The organism is Saccharopolyspora sp. NPDC000359 (assembly GCF_040300525.1).
Classification (GTDB): domain Bacteria; phylum Actinomycetota; class Actinomycetes; order Mycobacteriales; family Pseudonocardiaceae; genus Saccharopolyspora.
The window spans coordinates 99,056-115,598 of record NZ_JBEPDU010000015.1; the positions used below are offsets into that span (position 1 = coordinate 99,056).

General features: G+C 71.8%; 15 protein-coding genes and 1 pseudogene. 11 read left to right on the top strand and 5 right to left on the bottom strand.

The annotated features are described in order from the left end of the window. Positions 1-13 precede the first annotated feature (13 nt). The 3 genes from ABT324_RS12590 to ABT324_RS12600 all read left to right on the top strand — a co-directional run bounded on the left by ABT324_RS12590 (position 14) and on the right by ABT324_RS12600 (position 2,988). The gene (locus tag ABT324_RS12590; RefSeq protein ID WP_351175562.1) at positions 14-694 is read left to right on the top strand and encodes a hypothetical protein; all 681 of its coding nucleotides are present in this window, start codon (positions 14-16) and stop codon (positions 692-694) included. A 262-nt stretch (positions 695-956) separates the two neighbouring features. After that, entirely contained in the window at positions 957-1,874 is a 918-nt protein-coding gene (locus ABT324_RS12595) for a CPBP family intramembrane glutamic endopeptidase (protein ID WP_351175564.1), read from the top strand. A gap of 25 nt (positions 1,875-1,899) precedes the next feature. Continuing rightward, positions 1,900-2,988 (top strand): Clp protease N-terminal domain-containing protein, encoded by a 1,089-nt coding sequence (locus tag ABT324_RS12600; protein WP_351175566.1) that lies wholly within the window; start codon positions 1,900-1,902, stop codon positions 2,986-2,988. A 43-nt stretch (positions 2,989-3,031) separates the two neighbouring features. On the opposite strand, the gene ABT324_RS12605 is transcribed toward ABT324_RS12600, so the two are convergent. Next, positions 3,032-4,210, bottom strand: coding sequence for a Gfo/Idh/MocA family protein (locus tag ABT324_RS12605; RefSeq protein WP_351175568.1), 1,179 nt, complete (start codon positions 4,208-4,210; stop codon positions 3,032-3,034). 126 nt (positions 4,211-4,336) lie between these two features. Further along, positions 4,337-5,155, bottom strand: a complete 819-nt coding sequence (locus tag ABT324_RS12610) for a helix-turn-helix domain-containing protein (RefSeq protein ID WP_351175570.1) — start codon at positions 5,153-5,155, stop codon at positions 4,337-4,339. Positions 5,156-5,260: 105 nt separating this feature from the next. Here ABT324_RS12610 and ABT324_RS12615 point away from each other — a divergent pair, with 105 nt between their 5' ends. Both ABT324_RS12615 and ABT324_RS12620 read left to right on the top strand, forming a co-directional pair. Beyond that, positions 5,261-6,184, top strand: coding sequence for an alpha/beta fold hydrolase (locus tag ABT324_RS12615; RefSeq protein WP_351175572.1), 924 nt, complete (start codon positions 5,261-5,263; stop codon positions 6,182-6,184). 48 nt (positions 6,185-6,232) lie between these two features. After that, complete coding sequence (locus ABT324_RS12620; protein ID WP_351175574.1) at positions 6,233-7,027, top strand: SDR family NAD(P)-dependent oxidoreductase; 795 nt, start codon at positions 6,233-6,235, stop codon at positions 7,025-7,027. Between the two features lie 93 nt (positions 7,028-7,120). On the opposite strand, the gene ABT324_RS12625 is transcribed toward ABT324_RS12620, so the two are convergent. Next, the gene (locus ABT324_RS12625) at positions 7,121-7,582 is read right to left on the bottom strand and encodes a MarR family winged helix-turn-helix transcriptional regulator (RefSeq protein WP_351175576.1); all 462 of its coding nucleotides are present in this window, start codon (positions 7,580-7,582) and stop codon (positions 7,121-7,123) included. A 171-nt stretch (positions 7,583-7,753) separates the two neighbouring features. Here ABT324_RS12625 and ABT324_RS12630 point away from each other — a divergent pair, with 171 nt between their 5' ends. From ABT324_RS12630 to ABT324_RS12655, 6 genes and pseudogenes are all read left to right on the top strand, one after another. Then, positions 7,754-8,956, top strand: a complete 1,203-nt coding sequence (locus ABT324_RS12630; RefSeq protein ID WP_351175578.1) for an MFS transporter — start codon at positions 7,754-7,756, stop codon at positions 8,954-8,956. Between the two features lie 38 nt (positions 8,957-8,994). Continuing rightward, a pseudogene (locus ABT324_RS12635) lies at positions 8,995-9,336 on the top strand (aldo/keto reductase); the annotation flags it as partial. 11 nt (positions 9,337-9,347) lie between these two features. After that, positions 9,348-9,944 (top strand): aldo/keto reductase, encoded by a 597-nt coding sequence (locus ABT324_RS12640; RefSeq protein WP_351175580.1) that lies wholly within the window; start codon positions 9,348-9,350, stop codon positions 9,942-9,944. Positions 9,945-9,965: 21 nt separating this feature from the next. Then, positions 9,966-10,379, top strand: a complete 414-nt coding sequence (locus ABT324_RS12645; protein ID WP_351175582.1) for an SRPBCC family protein — start codon at positions 9,966-9,968, stop codon at positions 10,377-10,379. A gap of 304 nt (positions 10,380-10,683) precedes the next feature. Further along, entirely contained in the window at positions 10,684-12,516 is a 1,833-nt protein-coding gene (locus tag ABT324_RS12650; RefSeq protein WP_351175584.1) for an APC family permease, read from the top strand. Then, positions 12,509-13,672: an NAD(P)/FAD-dependent oxidoreductase gene (locus ABT324_RS12655; RefSeq protein WP_351175586.1), complete on the top strand. Its 1,164-nt coding sequence runs from the start codon at positions 12,509-12,511 to the stop codon at positions 13,670-13,672. Before ABT324_RS12650 ends, ABT324_RS12655 begins: the two co-directional genes overlap by 8 nt. A 228-nt stretch (positions 13,673-13,900) precedes the next feature. Here the strand turns inward: ABT324_RS12655 and ABT324_RS12660 are convergent, their stop codons facing one another. After that, positions 13,901-15,019, bottom strand: coding sequence for an NAD(P)/FAD-dependent oxidoreductase (locus ABT324_RS12660; protein WP_351175588.1), 1,119 nt, complete (start codon positions 15,017-15,019; stop codon positions 13,901-13,903). 11 nt (positions 15,020-15,030) lie between these two features. Further along, the gene (locus tag ABT324_RS12665) at positions 15,031-16,509 is read right to left on the bottom strand and encodes a peptide MFS transporter (RefSeq protein WP_351175590.1); all 1,479 of its coding nucleotides are present in this window, start codon (positions 16,507-16,509) and stop codon (positions 15,031-15,033) included. Positions 16,510-16,543 lie beyond the last annotated feature (34 nt).

The window sequence follows — 16,543 nt, forward strand, 5'->3', positions numbered from 1 at the left end:
GGAGTTCAGCAGCGTGACCGATCTCTACCGGATCTCCATCGACGAGAAGTCCGGCGCCGCACTGCGCGGCCGGGTGCACATGATCAACCCCGACGCGGGGTTCTTCCCGGAAGAACTCGACTTCCCGCTGCGGATCATCGTGGACGCATGGCACCGGATGAAGCACGGGTACTTCTTCACCGGTCACCACCTCGGGAACGACCGGCTGCCGATGCCGCGCGAGCGGGCGGCCGCGATCGCGACCGAGCACGAGATGAAGGAGGTCTTCGAAGAACTCCAGGCACTCGACGAGGGAGCCGAGATCCGCATCGAGCCGGAGGACGGCGCGATGCTCTCAGCAGCCGACGCCGAAGGCCCGGACGCCTACGAGCAGGCGAGCAGGCGCATCGCGGAGAAGTACGGGATGCAGTTCCGCATGAGGTGGATGAGCAACCGGGAGTGGTACGTCCAGGGCGAGCGCGACGGTGAAGCGTTCCTCGACCGGGGCTACGAGATCATCGAGTCCTTCGAAGTGGGAGAACCGCACAACATGCCGCCCTTCTGGGACGCCGACGATGATTTCGCGGCGCCCGAAACCCTCGACGGGTACCCGTACGTCGAGTTCACCCTCACCGTGCGCGACGCCCGCTACCTCGCGCACATGTCGCGCGGCATGCACTGGGCGACGGCGATCTACGGTGAGCTCGAAGACTGACACCGAGGGGAACCGGTGCAGGCGCGCTGATCGGGTGCCCTGCTCGGGCCTTGCGAGCTCGAAGTCGCCACCCCGCCCGCCACTGGGCGTCGCAGCGCGAGCCTCCGCAGAGGCGACCGAGCGGTTGGCCTCGGCTTCCTCGCGTCGCCGGGGCCGGTCGGCCGGGATTTCGTGGCCGATCGGCCATCGGGTCGTGGCCGATCGGCACGTGTTCGGCAGGTGATCGATCCCTACCTTCTGATGTGACGACCACGTCGGGAGGGTGATCGACTTGTTGAGCGAACCGGCCACCGCCCGGAACTCCGCGCCGGAGGACGGCGTCCCGCACCACCTGCTCGGGCGCACCACCGCGCACCGGTGGTGGCGGCCGCTGGCGGAGCTGGTGCTGCTGCCGGTGCTGGCGATCGCGTTCTCGCTGCTGCTCTTCGGCGCCGTGTTCGGGCTCGCGGTGGCGTTCGGCGCCGAGATCGGCCCGGACCAGGACTTCGCAGACCCGCTCTGGGAATTCGGCTTAGGATTCGCCTCCATCGCGATCCTGCTGCCCGCCATCGCCCTCACCACCAGGTGGGCGGGCAGGCGGCGGCTGGGCACGGTGTCCAGCGTGGCCGGCAGGCTGCGCCTGCGGTGGCTGCTGGAGTGCCTGGGCTGGGCGCTGCTGGGCATCGGGCTGGCGATCGGCGTCGATCTCGTCCGCGGCGCGCCGTGGGATGCCGCGGCGTGGCCGGGCTGGCCCACCTTCCTGACGGTGCTGGTGGTGGCGCTGGCGCTGGTGCCGTTCCAGGCCGCCGCGGAGGAGTACCTGTGCCGCGGCTGGCTCGTGCAGACCCTCGCGTCGTGGACGCGGACCCCGTGGCCGGGCGTCGTACTGAGCTCGGTGGTGTTCGCCGGACTGCACGACTACACCGAACCCTGGGTGCTCGGCGAGATGTTCCTGTTCGCGATGGCGATGTGCTGGCTGACCATCCGCACCGGCGGGCTGGAGGCCTCGATCGCGCTGCACGTGGTGAACAACGTCGTCCTCATCGTGCTCGAAGCCACCCAGGGCATCCCGGACCTCGACCAGAGCGGCGGCGGCTACACGCTCTGGGACGTCCTGCCCATCGCCACCACGACGCTGCTCTACGCCTGGTGGATCGACCGGCGCTCCCGCCGCCGCGGCCTGGCCGCCAGGACCCGCTGACCCGAAGACGACCAGGAGGAATGACATGTCCCGAACGACGCTGCCGTGCACCGAGGTCTCCCGCGAGGTCGCCGAAGCGCTGACCGAGGCCTTCCGCGGAGCCATCCGGCGGGAGCAGCCCGCGGTGGGAACCGAGCACGTGCTCTCCGCGGTGCTCGACGGCGATTCAGCCGCCGGCAAGGTCCTCGCTCCCACGGTGCGCGCCAGCGGATCGATGATGGGCGTGATCCGGGCCAAGGGCATCGGCGATCACTGGGTGCACGACGACGATGCCGAACCAGTGCACGACCTCGCGGTGACCGGCCTGCTGCGCGAAGCGGAATGGGCGGCGCGGCGGAAGGACTTCGACGTGCCGCCGCCGACAGGTGCGTTGCGCGCGGCTCTCCGGCAAGCGCTGCTCTACGCCGACGAGCACGGAACTCCGCGGGCCAACACCGCGCACTTGCTGATGGGGCTGCTGCACACGCCCCAGAACCGGGCGCACGAGGCACTTCGCGAACGCCGGGTGGACCGCAGCGACGTCCTCGCCCGGCTGCGGGTGCACCCCAGCGCGCGGGAACCCGGCGAGCCGCCCCGCACCGACACCGCGCGAACGCTCCGCAAGATGGGGCTGCTCACCGGACGGCGCGGTCAGCTGTCCATGCGCTTGGTCGCCAAGCTCTTCGGCAACGGCGCACCGGTGTTCATGGGGCTCCGGCTGGAAGCCCGCCGTCAGGCGATCCGGCTCGGGCACGGCGAGGTGACGACCGCGCACCTGCTGCTCGCCGTTCTCGCGCTCGACGAGCAGCTCACCGCCGCCGGGGAACGGCTCTCACCGGAACTGGCCGGGAGCAGCAACGCCGCCGAACTCCTCCGGTCCCGCGGAGTCACGCTGCACGCGGCGGCCAGCGCCGCGCTCGACCTGGCCCCGGCGGCCGGAGAACTCCCGCGCGCAGGAGAATTCCCCGAAGACGGTGCGCTGGTGAAGGTGCTGACCAAAGCCCGGTGGCGGGCCGAGGAGAACGGCGTTCCCGCGAGCACCGACGTCCTGCTCGCCGAGCTGCTGGCCGAACCCGAGGGCCTGGCCGCCGCCCTGCTGACCGGCCTCGGTGTCGACACCGACGACCTGGTGTGACCGGGAGCGCTGCGCCCGCCGGTCGGGCGGGCGCAGCACCGGCTCAGGAGCGGCTGGAGTTCTCGAAGTAGTCGAGCAGCGCGGCCTCCGGCGCGGCCACCTCGACCGGTGCTCCGCCGTTGCGCAGGGATTCCGTCGCCGCGCAGCCGGTGGCGACCGCTTCCCGGGCCGCGATCGGCGAGGTGACGGTCGGCACCCCGGCGCTCACGAACTCCAGGAACTCGGCCACGATGCGCGGGTCGGCGCCACCGTGCCCGCCGCTGGCGCGCTCGACCTCCACCACCCGGTCGGCCTCCGGCGCGTAGCCGCGGTGCCTGCGGTTCCACACCTTGACCACCGCGCCCTCGCCGTCGCCGAAGTTCTCCAGCCGGCCCTCGGTGCCGATGACGGTGTAGTTGCGCCAGTAGTCCGGCGTGTAGTGGCACTGCTGGTAGCTGGCCAGCACGCCGTTGTCCAGCTGCAGGTTGACCAGGTTCAGGTCCTCGACGTCGACCACCGGGTTGAGACCGGTCTGGCTCAGCGGCGGCCAGTTCCGCTCGTACTCGGCCCAGTCGTGGCCTGTCTTGTAGGTCTCCTGGGCGTTGCGGTCGGTGATGTCGCCGTAGACGGTCAGGGCGCCCATCGCGTTGACGCGCCTGGTGTAGCCGTCGGCCAGCCAGTGCAGGACGTCGATGTCGTGCGCGCCCTTCTGCAGCAGCAGGCCGGTGCTCCTGCTCCGGTCGGCGTGCCAGTCCTTGAAGTAGAAGTCGCCGCCGTGCCCGACGAAGTGGCGGCACCAGATCGACTTGACCTCGCCGATCGCGCCCGAGGTGATGAGGTCCCGCATGGTGCGGATCACCGGCATGTGCCGCATGTTGTGCCCGACGTAGAGCTTGCTGCCGGTGCGCTGCGCGGCGGCGAGTACGCGGTCGCAGCCCGCCGTGCTGATCGCCAGCGGCTTCTCCAGGTAGACGGCGACCCCGGCCTCCAGGCAGCGGATCGCGTGCTCCTCGTGGAGGTGGTCGGGGCTGACCACGAACACCGCGTCCAGCCCGGTCGCCAGCAACTCGTCGAGCGTGCTCGTGCACCGGACGTCCCCGTCGTAGCGCTGCGCGGCGGCCGCGGCGCGCTCAGGATCCGGGTCGCACACCGCGACGATCCGCGATCCCGCACCGGGTTGGTGGGCGTGATCGGCGATGCCCACCCGCAGCCCGCACCCGAGCACACCTGTCCTGACGTCCATGAGCCACCTTCCCGCACGGCCGCGCGCATGCGCATATTTGTCGCAAGCTGATTGTTTGCAGACTATATCGAGCACTTGTGCGCAATCCACCCTATGCGCCGCCACCCCTCCCGCACCACCCCGCGCTCAGCCGCGCGTCGGCCAGGCGGTGTCGTCGACGGCCAGCCACGGTTCGCCCGCCGCGGCGGACGGGGTGGTGCCGGTGAACGCGCGGACGTCGTGGTGCAGGTGGGACTGGTCGGCGTAGCCGCTGTCCGCCGCCACCTGCGCGGGGCCGTGCCCGCGGACCAGCCGGTGGACGGCGTCGTCGAAGCGGACCAGCATGGCGGCGCGCTTCGGGGTCAGGCCGAGCTGCGCCCCGAACCGCGACCACAGGCGCTGCCTGCTCCACCCGGCCCGGTCCGCGAGCTCGCGCACCCGGACCCGGCCGCGGCTGGCGACGACCTGCTGCCACGCCCAAGCCACCTCGGGATCGACGCCCTGCCCCGCCTGGAACCGCGCGGTCAGCTCCGCACCGACCAGCGCGAAGCGCTCGCGCCAGGTCCGGGCCGAGTTCAACCGCTCCCGCAGGCGCAGCACCTCCCGACCCCACAGGTCGTCGAGAGCGACGACGTCCCTCCGCAACTCCGACAGCGGGAGTCCGAGCACGGGAGGCGCGACGAGCGGGGACAGCCGGACCTGCACGCAAGCGATGCCCTCGGCGCGCACCCGGAAGGCGTCGAAGCCGAGCCCAGCGGCCAAGCTCTCCGCACGCTCACTGCTGGTCCCGCGGTGGATGTCGAACGCGCGGTCGCCGAACTCGACGGCCACGGTGACGGCCGGGTGAGGGATGGCCCGGACCCCGACCGGCCCGCGGATCCGGAACCCAGCCATGTCGACCCCGGGCAGCGCGACCCGCGGTGGGCGCGAGACCTCCCAGTCAGCGGTGGGATCTGCCGTCCGCACGCGTCGACTGTAGCGAGCCGCGCGCACCAGGCGCGGACATTCCTCCAAGACCTCTGCGGCCCGGAGCCGGAAGGTGGTGGCCACCCGACGACGAACGGAGGAACGGTGAACAGGACGACCCGCCGACGCTGGATCGCGGTGCTGACCGCCGGAGGACTCGCCGCCCTGCTGACGTGGAACACCGCGGCGGTGCGCGGGGAGACGACCGGGGCCACCGGAGGGCAGGTCGTGCGCCTGCCCGGAGGCGACGTCCACGTCGCCACCAGCGGTCCACCGGACACCCCCGCCGTGGTCCTGCTGCACGGCCTGGCCGGTTCGACGGCGTGGTGGGAACCGGTGCTGCCAGCGCTCCAGGACCTGCACGTGGTTCGGGTGGACCTGCTCGGGCACGGCAGCTCGGCGAAGCCGACCACCGGTTACGGCATCGCCGAGCAAGCGGACCGGGTGGGCGCGGTGCTCGACCGGCTCGGGGTGCGCCGCGCCACCGTCGTCGGGCACTCCACCGGCGGCGCCGTCGCCACCTCGCTGGCCGAGCGGCGCCGCGACCTGGTCGCCGCGGTCGCCCTGGTCGACGCTGGTCCGCGCGCGGACGCGTTCCTCGGCGAGAGCACCGCCGCCAACCTGATGACCACCCCGGTGGTGGGCGAACTGCTCTGGCGGCTGCGCACCGACGGCATGCTCCGCAGCGCGCTGAGCACCGCGTTCACCCGCGAGGTGGCGATCCCCGAGCGGCTCGTCAGCGACGTCCGCGGGATGACCTACCGCAGCCTCACCGCGACCGACGAGGCGGTCGACGCCTTCCTCGCCGAACGCCCCCTCCCCGACCGGCTCGCCGCCCTCGACCTGCCGACGCTGGTGGTCTTCGGCGCCCAGGACCGGCGGTGGCAGCCCGCCTCCGCGCAGGACTACCGGCGGGTCCCCCGCGCCCGGGTCGAGATCCTCGACGGCATCGGCCACACCCCCATGTTCGAGGCCCCGGACATCACTGGCGCCCTCCTGCGCGACTTCGCCGCGACCGCGCCGGTCTGATGCGGGAGAATCCGCCGGGGAAGCGACCCCGGAGCGGAGAGGCGGAGCATGCGCATCGACCTCAGCGGGAAGACAGCCCTGGTCACCGCGTCCTCGGCGGGAATCGGCCTGGCCATCGCGCGCGGCCTGGCCACCGCCGGCGCCGAAGTCGTCGTCAACGGCCGCTCCGAGCGGACCGCCACCGGCGCCGTCGACGAGATCCGCCAGGAGGTCCCGGACGCGATGGTCCGCGCGGTGGCGGCCGACGTGACCACCGAGGACGGCGCGAACCGGGTCGTGGAGCTCGCTGGTGAGGTCGACGTCCTGGTCAACAACCTCGGGATCTTCGGCGCCACCCCGGCGCTGGAGCTCAGCGACGACGACTGGCGGCGCTACTTCGAGGTCAACGTCCTCGCCGCGGTGCGGCTGAGCCGCCTGCTGCTGCCCGGGATGATCGAGCGGGGCTGGGGGCGGGTGCTCAACATCGCCAGCGACTCCGCCGTGGTCATCCCGGAGGAGATGATCCACTACGGCACGAGCAAGACCGCGCTGCTCGCCGCCTCCCGCGGCTTCGCGAAGGCCGCCGCCGGGACCGGGGTCACGGTCAACTCGGTCATCGCCGGTCCGACCCACACCGGAGGGGTGGAGGACTTCGTCTACCAGCTCGTCGACCGCTCGCTGCCCTGGGAGGAGGCGCAGCGCGAGTTCATGCGCGCCAACCGGCCGCAGTCGCTCCTGCAGCGGCTCATCGAACCCGAGGAGATCGCCAACATGGTCGTCTACCTCGCCTCCCCGCTCGCCTCGGCCACGACCGGCGGAGCGGTGCGCGTCGACGGCGGTTACGTCGACTCGATCCTGCCCTGACCGCCAGGTCGGAGGCGAATCCCATCGAACCCAGGCCCTGAATCCCGTGGAACTCGCGCTCCGTCGACACCCGGTCCGACCGCAGGCACCGTCTCAGCCAGGCCGGACCGGGGTCCGGGTCAGCCCGTTCAGCGCCTCGACGAGCGGCGCCAGCTCCGGCGTCCGCGCCGCCTCGGCGAGCGCCGCTTCCAGCGCCGCGTCGTGCGTGGGTCGTGCATTCTCCAGCAGGGTGCGCCCCAACCCCGTCAACTCCGTGTAGATCCCCCGACGATCCTCGCGGCAGAGCACGCGCGTCAGCAGGTCGCGGTCCTCGAGCCGGTTCACCAGTCGCGTCGTCGCACTGCTGCTCAGCGCGGTGGCCCGGGCCAACTGCTGCATGCGCATGTGCCAACCGTCCTGGCGGCCGAGCGCGTCGAGCACCGCGTACTCGACGACCGAGAGCCCGTGCTCCGCCTGGAGGGCCTTCTCCAGCGCCGTGTCGAGTGCCCCGTGCAGCGCGGCGAGCGTGCGCCAGCCGTGGGCGCGCACCTCGACGGCATCGTCGGCGATTCCCACGAGCTCCTCCTACCGGTCGACCTACCGCACCGATGGTATCGACTCGCACTCATAGAGTGCGTGTGCAACTATCTTGTACATCACAATACGCCCTCTTGTCGTTATGCCGCGTGTGCAACTATTGTCGACGCCTGTAAGTCACAGACGCATTCCTACCGGAAAGGCCTCGACATGCCCCTCGCGCTCCTGGCCCTGGCCATCGGGGCCTTCGGCATCGGCACCACCGAGTTCGTGATCATGGGGGTGCTCCCGCAGGTCGCCGGCGAGTTCGGCGTCAGCATCCCGGCCGCCGGGTGGCTGGTGTCCGGCTACGCGCTCGGCGTCCTCATCGGCGCACCGATCCTCACCGTCCTGGGCACCAAGGTGTCCCGCAAGAAGATGCTGCTGTTCCTGATGGGCGTCTTCATCGTGGGCAACGCGCTGTCCGCCGCGGCCCCGACCTTCGGCGCGATGCTCCTCGGCCGGGTCGTCGCCTCCTTCGCGCACGGCGCGTTCTTCGGCATCGGGTCGGTGGTCGCCGCCAGCCTGGTGGCACCGGCCAAGAAGGCCTCGGCCATCTCGCTGATGTTCATGGGCCTGACCGTCGCCAACATCATCGGCGTGCCCGGCGGCACCTACGTCGGGCAGGCCTTCGGCTGGCGGATCACCTTCGGCATCGTCGCGCTGCTCGGCGTGGTCGGCTTCCTCGGCGTCGCCGCGCTCGTCCCGGAGCAGGGCAAGCCCGAGGCCGCGCGGATCCGCACCGAGTTCGCCGCGTTCCGCAACGTGCAGGTGTGGCTGGCGATGGCGATGACCGTCCTGGGCTACGGCGGCGTGTTCGCGGCCATCACCTACATCGCGCCGATGATGACCGACGTCGCCGGCTACTCCGAGGGCGGGGTGACCTGGCTGCTCGTGCTGTTCGGCATCGGCATGTTCCTGGGCAACCTGCTGGGCGGCAAGTTCGCCGACAAGGCGCTGATGCCCATGCTGTTCGTCACGCTCGCCGCCCTGTCCGGCGCCCTGCTGCTGTTCACCGCCACCGCGCACAGCCAGGTCCTGGCCGCGATCACGCTGCCCCTCATCGGCGCCCTGGGCTTCGCCACCGTGCCGCCGCTGCAGAAGTGGATCCTCGACCAGGCCGCCACCGCCCCGACCCTGGCCTCAGCCGCCAACATCGGCGCCTTCAACCTCGGCAACGCCCTCGCCGCCTGGCTGGGCGGAGTCGTGATCGCGGCGGGCTTCGGCTACACCGCCCCCAACTGGGTCGGCGCCATCCTCGCCGCGACCGCCCTGCTGCTGTCGTTCCTCGCGGCCTTCCTCGACCGCCGCAGCCACGCAGCCGCTCCCCGCACCACCACCGAGATCGCCGAGCCAGTCGCGGCCCAGCGCTGATCGGACACCCCGCACATCCGAAGAGGAGTCACACCGCAATGGTTCCCACCACCACCCTCAACAACGGAGTCGAAATCCTCCAGCTCGGCTTCGGCGTCTTCCAGGTGCCGGACGCGGAGACGACGGCCGCGGTCACCGCCGCGCTGCAGGCCGGTTACCGCTCCATCGACACCGCCGCGATCTACGGCAACGAGGCCGGGGTCGGCCGCGCCATCGCCGAATCCGGCATCGCCCGCGACGAGCTGTTCGTCACCACCAAGCTGTGGAACGACGACCAGGGCCACGACGCGACGCTCGCGGCCTTCGACCGCAGCCTGGAGCGGCTCGGGCTCGACCACGTGGACATGTACCTCATCCACTGGCCAACCCCGGTCCGCGACGCTTCGTGTGGGTGCACGACGTCGCGCAGGACTTCTACGGCGACGAGTGGGTCGCCGCCTACGAATCCGCCCGCACCGGCGTCTTCCGCGTTCTGCAGCGGCTGCGCGACGAAGGCGTCATCAAGGGTTGGGGCCTCGGCGTGAACAAGGTCGAGCCGCTGGAGATGACCCTCGACCTCGACGAGCCGAAGCCGGACGGGTTCCTGCTCGCCGGTCGCTACACGCTGCTGGACCACGAGCGCGCCCTGCAGCGCCTGCTGCCCGCCGCCGAGGCCCAGGGCGTCGACCTCGTCGTCGGCGGCCCGTACAGCTCCGGGATCCTCGCGGGCGGCCAGCACTTCGAGTACCAGCAGGCCCCCGCGGCGATCGTCGAGAAGGTGGAGCGCATCAAGGCGCTCGCCGCGCAGCACGGCGTGAGCACCAAGGCGGCGGCGCTGCAGTTCTCCCTCGCCCACCCCGCCGTCGCGGCGGTCATCCCCGGTGCCACGCGGCCGAGCCGCATCACCGAGGACGTCGCCGCGCTCGGCGAAACCGTCCCGGCGGACTTCTGGTCCGACCTGCGCGCGGAAGGCCTCATCGCGCCGGACGCCCCGGTCCGCAACGCCTGACCGACCCACAGGTGGACGACCATGGCTTCCACGACCACGACCACCGACATCCCAGCACCCGCGGACCGCGTCTGGCAGCTCATCGGCGGCTTCAACTCGCTGCCCGACTGGTTGCCCTACATCTCCACCAGCGAGCTCAGCGAGGGAGGGCGCGTCCGCAGCCTGACCAACGCGGAGGGCGGCGTCATCGTCGAACGCCTCGAAGCCTTCGACAACGACGCGCGCAGTTACACCTACTCCATCGTGCAGGCCCCGTTCCCGGTCACCGGCTACCGCTCCACCATCACAGTGCACGCGGTGTCGGTCTCGCGGAGCCGCGTGGAGTGGTCCGGCACCTTCACCCCCGACGGGGCGGGCGACGAGGAGGTGGTCGCTCTGTTCCACGGCATCTACGCCGACGGGCTCGCCGCCCTGCAGCAGACCCTCACCGCCTGATCCCCGAGGCGCTCGCGGTGCCCACCTGCCCAGGCAGGCGGGCACCGCTTCGCTGCGCGGCCCAACTCACCCCTTCCGTCCAGAGTGGACCACCAAGCGCGGCCTCACCCGCCAGGTGGCCGCAACAACCGCCCGAAAACTCGTTTCCTGCCCGAAAAGTCCGGGGGTGGACCACCAGGACGGCTTTCGCTCAGGGCGGGAAACCGCTGCGGCAAGGGGGTTCAAGCACCGCATCCGGGGACGCATACTGCTCGACGCCCGGCGTTTCCACGGGGCGCCGGGAGCGACCAGTTCGGGGGTGCGCATGGCCGAGGTCCACGATTTCGAGCACAACGACGCGAAGCTCCGGCGCGACCTGTCCGTGCAGCAACTGCTGTTCATCTCGATCGGCTCCATCATCGGGTCCGGGTGGCTGTTCGCGGTGCTGTCCGCCGGTGCCGTCGCCGGACCGGCGGTGATCGTGTCGTGGCTGCTCGCCGCGGTCCTGATCTCGTTCCTGGCGCTGAACTACGCCGAGACCGGTTCGATGCTGCCGCGCAGCGGCGGCGTCGCGCGGTACCCCTACCTGACGCACGGCGGCTACCTCGGGTTCCTGCTGGGCTGGTCGATGCTGCTGGGCGGGGTCACCACGGTCGCCATCGAGGCGCTGGCGGTCGTGCAGTACGCCGCGGGCTACGTGGCCAGCTGGACCGGGGTCGAGCTCACCACGCAGGGCGACGGCGGTTCCACGCTCACCGGGACCGGTCGCGTCGTGTCGGTGGTGGTGATGCTGCTGTTCTTCTGCGTCAACGTCTTCGGGGTCCGCTTCTTCGGCAGGTTCAACCAGTGGGTGAGCTGGTGGAAGCTGATCGTCCCGGTGCTGACGTTCGTGCTGCTGTTCACCGTGTTCAACGGGTCGAACTTCACCGGGCAGGGCGGTTTCGCGCCGCAGGGCTGGGGTGCGGTGCTCAACGCGATCGCCGTCTCCGGGATCGTGTTCGCCTTCCAGGGCTTCCGCGAGGGGGTCAACTTCGGCGGCGAGTCGCGCAACCCGCAGCGCGACATCTTCATCGCCACGGTCGGCTCGGTGGCCATCTGCGCGATCATCTTCGTGCTGCTGCAGGTGGCCTTCATCGGCGCCCTGGACTGGGGTTCGCTGGGCGTCGCGCCGGGTGACTGGTCCGGGCTGGAGGGCAGCCGCTGGGCCGACCAGCCGCTCTACTCGGCGCTGGAGTCCACCGGCCTCGCGCTACTCGGCGCGTTCGGCGTGTTCCTGCTGGTCGACGCGGCGATCTCGCCGGCCGGAACCGGTTGGATCTACCTGGGCGACACCGCCCGCACCCTCTACGGCATGGCGCTGCACGGCAGCATGCCCAAGGCGTTCGCCCGGATCGGCGAGCGGACCCGGGTGCCGTGGCTGGGCATGGTCGCCTGCCTGGTCGCCGGGTGCGCGTTCTTCCTGCCCTTCCCCGGCTGGTACGAGCTGATCGGCTACACCTCCTCCACGGCGGTGATCACCTACCTCGCGGCGGCACCGCAGCTGCGGGTGATGCGGCGGATCGCCCCCGGTGCGCCGCGGCCGTTCTTCCTGCGCGGGTCGGTGCTGCTGTCCCCGTTGGGGTTCCTCGCGGCCAGCATGATCCTGTACTGGTCCGGCTACGAGGTGCTGCAGGGCGTGGTGGCCACCGTGCTGGTGGCGCTGCCGATCTACGCGCTCTACCAGGGGCCGCGCCAGGGCCGGGTGCCGCTGGTTGCCGCGGGGTGGCTCGGCGGGGTGTTCGGCGTGGTCTGGATCGCCACCCAGGTGATCGGCCCGCTCGGCGCGGACAGCCTGCCGTTCCCCGGGTTCTGGCTGCTGTCCACCGCGGAGGTCCTCGGGTTCACCGCGCTGCTGTGGTGGATCAGCACGCCGGAGGGGCGTCGCGAGATCCGGGCCGCGAACTGGGCTGTGGCGCTGACCGTGGTGCTGTACCTGGTCTCCTACTACGGCGCCTACGGCCCCTCGGCAACGCCAGTGCTGCCGTTCCCGTGGGACAGCGCCGTCGCCGCGGCGCTCGGCCTGGTCGCCTACTACTGGGCGGTGGGCAGCGGTTATGCCACGCAGGAGCTGCGGGCCAGCTTGCCCGGAGCGGATGCCGAAGGGACGCGCAATGGTTGATGTCATCGTCGTCGGTGCCGGTGTGGTGGGTTCCAGCACCGCCTTCCACCTCGCCGAGAGCGGCGCGGACGTGGTGCTGCTGGACCCGGAGCGGGGGTTCGGCGGGCAGACCCCCCGTTCCGGGGCGATCATCCGCGACCACCACGCGACCGCGGTGGAAGCCGACCTGGCCTGGGAGAGCCTGACCGAGTACTTCGAGCCGTGGGCGACGCGGATCGGTGGGGCCTGCGGCTTCACGCGGACCGGGTTCGCCTACCTCGCCGATGCGGCCGACGCCGAAGCGGTCCGGGCCAACGTCGCCATGCTGCGGGCACGCGGGATGCCCGACGAGCTGCTGACCCCGGAGCAGCTGGGCGAGTTGGAGCCCGCCGTCTCGACCGAGGCGATCAGCGTGGTGTCCTACGAGGAGCGCAGCGGCTACGCGGATCCCGCGGCCACCACCCTCAGCCTCCAGCAGGCCGCGCAGCGCTGCGGTGCGCGGTTCGAGCGGGTGCGGGTGCCGGAGCTGCTGGTGGAATCCGGACGGGTCGCGGGGGTCCGCACCGAGGACGGGGTGCGGCGGGCCGACGTCGTCGTGCTCGCGACCGGCGCCTGGACACCGCGGCTGGCCGCGACCGCGGGGCTCGAACTGCCGATCCGGCCCGCGCGCATCCAGGTGATGCTCTACGAGCGGCCCTACGACCTGCCGACCCACCTGACGATGACCGACGTGGCCAACGACATCTACCTGCGCCCGACGGCGGACCGCTGCACGCTGGTCGGCCGCCACGCGCCGGAGCGCGAGTGGCTGGACACCCCGGATGGCGACTTCGGCGAGCCCGATGCGGACTTCGCGGCCGAAGGCCTGGCCCGGCTCGGCCGCCGGATCCCGGCGATGGCCCAGGCCCCGTACCGGCTGGGACGCACCTGCGCGCTGGACATCACCCCGGACGGCCGTCCGGTCCTCGGGCCCTCGGAGCTGCCGGGCCTGCACCTGGCGGCGGGCTGGAGCGGCGCCGGGTTCGGCAAGGCCCCGGCGATCGGCGCGGAACTCGCCCGCTGGATCCTCACCGGCGCCCCGAAGCGCCCCGCCCTCACCGCCTTCACCAGCCACCGCTTCACCACCGGCGAGCTGATCCGAGGTGACCACGAGTACGGCGCCACCGGCCCGCACTGACCCCCACTCGACCAGGACGACGAACGACGCTCCACACTGGACGTCTTCCCAGCCTGGAACCGCGCGTTGCCAACGGAAGTCACACACTCGACTTCAGTGGAACTCACGGAACCCGGGACGGAGGAGGCCGACCACGGCAACCTGCTCGACGAGCAGCACCTCCACGGGGCACCTCCGCGCTGGCACCGGTGGGTGTGGCGGGGCGGCAGGGGCCGCCCCGGCGCGGCGTCAGCGCAGCGGGTCGTAGGGAGCCAGGTCGATGCCCGGGTCGGCCTGGCGGGCCAACCGGGCCGCGACCGCACCGGCGTACGGGCCCATCGTCAGCCCCGAGGCACCCAGCCCGTTGGCCACCACCAGCCCGGGGACCTGCGGGACCGCGCCGAGCAGGGGGCGGATGTCGGGACCCATCGGGCGGAATCCGATGCGGGTCTCCACGTGCGTGGCACCGGCCAGGCCCGGAGCCACCGACAGCGCTTCGCCGAGCACCTCCGCCAGACCAGCGGCGGTCACCCGGTGGTCGAAGCCCGCGTCGTCCTCGCGCGTCGCGCCGACCACCACGCGCGAGTCGTCGAAAGCCAGGAGGTAGTGCCGCGAGCGCGGCAGCACGACCGGCCAGTTCGCCGTCTCCACGCCCGGCAACCGCAGGTGCGTGATCTGCCCGCGCTGCGGCACGACCCGCACCTGGACGCCGAGCGGTTCCAGCAGCTGCGGCGACCAAGCACCGGCCGCCGCGATCACGGCATCCGCCTCGATGAACTCCTCACCAACCCGGACCCCGCGGACCGCGCCGTCCACGACGATCTCGGCCGTGCCGTTGACGGTCCGGGCGCCACGCCGGGCCGAGGCGCGCCGCATGGCGTCCCGGACCAGCCGCCCGTCCAGCCGCGCCGCCCCGGGGATGTGGATCGCCGGGCCGTCGTGGTCGAGGGGCGGGAAGAGCTCCCGGGCCCGGCGCGCGCTGATCAGCGCCACCTCACCGGCCACCGGGGACTCCGCCGCGCGGTTGGCCACGCACCGGAGCACCTCGTCGGCCTCCTCCTCGGTGACCAGCCGCAGCGAGCCCACCCGGCGGTGGCCGAGCTCGGTCTCCCCGTCAGCCGCCAGGGCCGCCAGCAGCTCCTGGTAGTGCTCCGCCCCGGCGACCGCGAACCGGTACCAGTCCGGATCGTCCACACGGGACGACCAGGGGCAGATGATGCCCGCCCCGGCCGACGTCGCACGGCCCGGGGTCAGCGAGTCCACCAGGACCACCTCCACCCCGGCCCGGGTCAACTCGTAGGCGGCTGCCGCTCCGACGATGCCGCTCCCGATGACCGCCACCCGCATCTTCCGCTCCTCCTGATCCAACCGACTCCTCCTCACCGCACACCGCCCATGCGCCGCTGCACCCACGGCGTCATCAGGTGCATGACGACGCCCGCCGCCATCACCGCCGCCCCGACCCCGGCGAAGTAGCCGACCTCGGTCTCCGGGCGGTAGAACTGCACCAGCTGCGCGTTGATGCCTTCCGCGGCGGCGGAGGCCAAGAACCACAGGCTCATCATCTGCGCCAGGAACGCCCGCGGGGCGAGCTTGGTGGTGGCCGACAGCCCGACCGGCGACAGGCACATCGATCCGCAGATCACCACGAAGTAGCTCCCGACCAGCCACCACGGGCTGGCGGGCGCCGCCACCCCGTGCAGCAACCCCGGGCCGGCCATCAGCACGAACGACGCCCCACCGAGCAGCAGCCCGATGGCGAACTTGCGCGGGGTGGCGGGCTGCCGGTCCCCCAGCTTGAGCCACAGCCAGGCGAAGGTCGGCGCCAGCAGCAGCGTGGCGATCGGGTTCAGCGACTGGAACCACGACGAGGGCACCGCGAACCCGAGGACCTCCAGGTCGGTCCGCGTGTCGGCGAACTGCGCCAGCACCGACCCGGACTGCTCGTTGACCACCCAGTAGCACACCGCGCCGAGGAACAGCGGGATGTAGGCGATCAGCCGGGACCGCTCCACGGCATCGGTGTGCGGGCTGCGCAGCATCGTGAACAGGTAGGCCGCCGGGAGCAGGACCGCGAGCACCGAGACGGCGTTGATCAGCACCTGGACCGTCAGCGACCCGCTGACCGCGAGGACCGCGACCACCCCCGCCAGCACCGCGACGCCCACCGCTGCGCGCGTCCCGACCCGGCGCCGCTCACCAGCGCGCAGCGGGTTCGTCGGTGCGTCCCCCACCTGGCCCAGCTTCACCCGGCCCCGGGCGTAGACGACCAGCCCGACGGCCATGCCCACGGCCGCCAGGCCGAAGCCGAGGTGGTAGCCGATCTGCTGCCCGAGCGTGCCCACCAGGTACGGCGCGAGGAAGGCGCCCAGGTTGATGCCCATGTAGAACAGGGAGAACCCGGCGTCGCGGCGGTTGTCGGTCGGCGAGTACAGCTCCCCCACCAGGCTGGAGACGTTCGGCTTCAGCAGCCCGGTGCCGACGACGATCAGCAGCATCGACACCAGCAGCGCGGGCAACCCACCGGGCACCGTCAGCGCCAGGTGACCGCACATGATCAGCGAGCCGCCCACCAGGACCGCGCGGCGCATGCCCAGCACCCGGTCGGCCAGCCAGCCGCCGAAGATGCCGGACATGAACACCAGGGCACCGTAGATCGACACCAGCGCCGACGAGGTCGGCTTGTCCATCCCGAGCCCGCCGTCGGAGGCCTGGTCGTACAGGTAGTACAGCAGGATCGCGGACATCCCGTAGTAGGAGAACCGCTCCCACATCTCCAGGAAGAACAACGTGGCCAGCCCGCGGGGGTGGCCGAAGAACCCGCGCTCGTCGTGGGGAACCTTGGTCTGCTCGCTCATGGCCGCCTTTCGAGGGAGGAAGCGCACCGGCGGA

Excerpts from the sequence above, each read along its gene's own strand:
- ABT324_RS12605 (WP_351175568.1), bottom strand. The coding sequence starts at position 4,210 with ATGGACGTCAGGACAGGTGTGCTCGGGTGCGGGCTGCGGGTGGGCATC.
- ABT324_RS12665 (WP_351175590.1), bottom strand. The coding sequence starts at position 16,509 with ATGAGCGAGCAGACCAAGGTTCCCCACGACGAGCGCGGGTTCTTCGGC.
- ABT324_RS12645 (WP_351175582.1), top strand. The coding sequence starts at position 9,966 with ATGGCTTCCACGACCACGACCACCGACATCCCAGCACCCGCGGACCGC.
- ABT324_RS12600 (WP_351175566.1), top strand. The coding sequence starts at position 1,900 with ATGTCCCGAACGACGCTGCCGTGCACCGAGGTCTCCCGCGAGGTCGCC.
- ABT324_RS12650 (WP_351175584.1), top strand. The coding sequence starts at position 10,684 with ATGGCCGAGGTCCACGATTTCGAGCACAACGACGCGAAGCTCCGGCGC.
- ABT324_RS12655 (WP_351175586.1), top strand. The coding sequence starts at position 12,509 with ATGGTTGATGTCATCGTCGTCGGTGCCGGTGTGGTGGGTTCCAGCACC.
- ABT324_RS12620 (WP_351175574.1), top strand. The coding sequence starts at position 6,233 with ATGCGCATCGACCTCAGCGGGAAGACAGCCCTGGTCACCGCGTCCTCG.
- ABT324_RS12630 (WP_351175578.1), top strand. The coding sequence starts at position 7,754 with ATGCCCCTCGCGCTCCTGGCCCTGGCCATCGGGGCCTTCGGCATCGGC.